General features: G+C 63.2%; 1 protein-coding gene. It reads right to left on the minus strand.

Translation table 11 applies throughout. The features are described 5' to 3' along the window. On the minus strand, positions 1–1,340 hold a 1,340-nt coding region (locus tag ACGFU7_RS48170; protein WP_393705158.1), incomplete at both ends, for a hypothetical protein.

A 1,340-nucleotide genomic window follows, 5' to 3' on the forward strand; every position in this document is an offset into this window, starting at 1 on the left:
GGGTGGGGTTGTGCAGCCGCTCGGCTCGTTGGTTGAGCGAGCGGACGACTTCGATGAGCCTCGTGTGATGTGTTTGCATCGTCTGGGCGGTGACGTGTCGATCGCCGTAGGAGCGCACCTCCAGCACAGCCATCGCGAGAGTACGGCCGATGTTCGTGTCGAGGTGCGGCAGGACGGTCATGGTGAAGGCGTGCTGCAGACCTGTCTGCGGCTGGTGTGTTTCGACCAGGCCACTGAGCAGGAAATCCCTGGTACGGCGGGTGTGATCCATATCCAAGGGAAGGTCGAGCAGGGAGAAACGCCGGTTGTCGTTACTCCCCAATAGGCGGTAATATCTTCTGTCAAAATCTGGGATTCTGGTGCGGAGCATCCTTTCGAAGGCCGCCAGGATGTTCTCTGCGTCAGACCGGAGAAAATCTTTAGCATCCTGAGGTATGTGCGCCAGAATAGTGGCTGGATCCTGCCGCACCAGAACGGCGGCATGCGCTTTCTGCAACGCCTCGGATATATTGCCGTTGGCGAGCGCCGCTCCGTGCACGTAGAGCAGGGTGACGTGGTCCCGCAACAACTTTACCGACGGGTCCGGGATATTGACCAACCGGCTTACGATATCCAGATCGTTGGTAAACCTGCCGGTGGCTTTCCAGTAGATGAAGCGGGATGCGACCGTTGATGCGAACAGCAGGGCGTCGTCCAGGTGCTTACGTGTCAGGTAACCCCTGGATTCATCGCGCCAGGTGTGGTCCCGCACGTGCCGCAGGAACGGATGGACCACTCCGAGCGGGACGCCTATATTGTGGTGCACGTGGGCGCCCGGGTTATCCCCGATCGGCCGCGGCCCGATCAAGGTCCCCCTCCCCAGGCGGGTGAGAGTCCACCCCCGCCCGGGTGTGAAGACCCTGCTGAGCGGAAGGGCGGGGTCACTGCCGGGCCGGCCGGGAACCGACTCCAGCCGCCTCTCGATGTCCGCATAGGCCGAAAACGCCTGGTCCAGATTCCCGCGCCTCTCCGACGGAAGGTTCCCCATCACCCCGAAAATTATCTCGGGAATGGCCATCTCCCCGGAGTCGTTCGGCCGGCCGCCCGCCGCCTGCGCGTCCTCGTCCGTCCGGAAGTACTCGTCATTCGGCCCCAGGTAGAAATTTTTGGTCTCGACGACCAACGTCGCACCCCCGGGCCCCGTGGCCAGCACATTGCCGTACACGCCTCTGGGGTAGATGCCATCGGGGAGTGTCATGGGCAGCGTGTACTCCGATTCGATGCCCGAGCCGCCACCGGGCAGGCGGAACGGGGCGCCGGCAGTGATCGCGGTGGCGAGGCGGTCGGCAAGCTGGGAGACC

This window comes from Streptomyces sp. NPDC048473, assembly GCF_043200155.1.
Classification (GTDB): domain Bacteria; phylum Actinomycetota; class Actinomycetes; order Streptomycetales; family Streptomycetaceae; genus Streptomyces.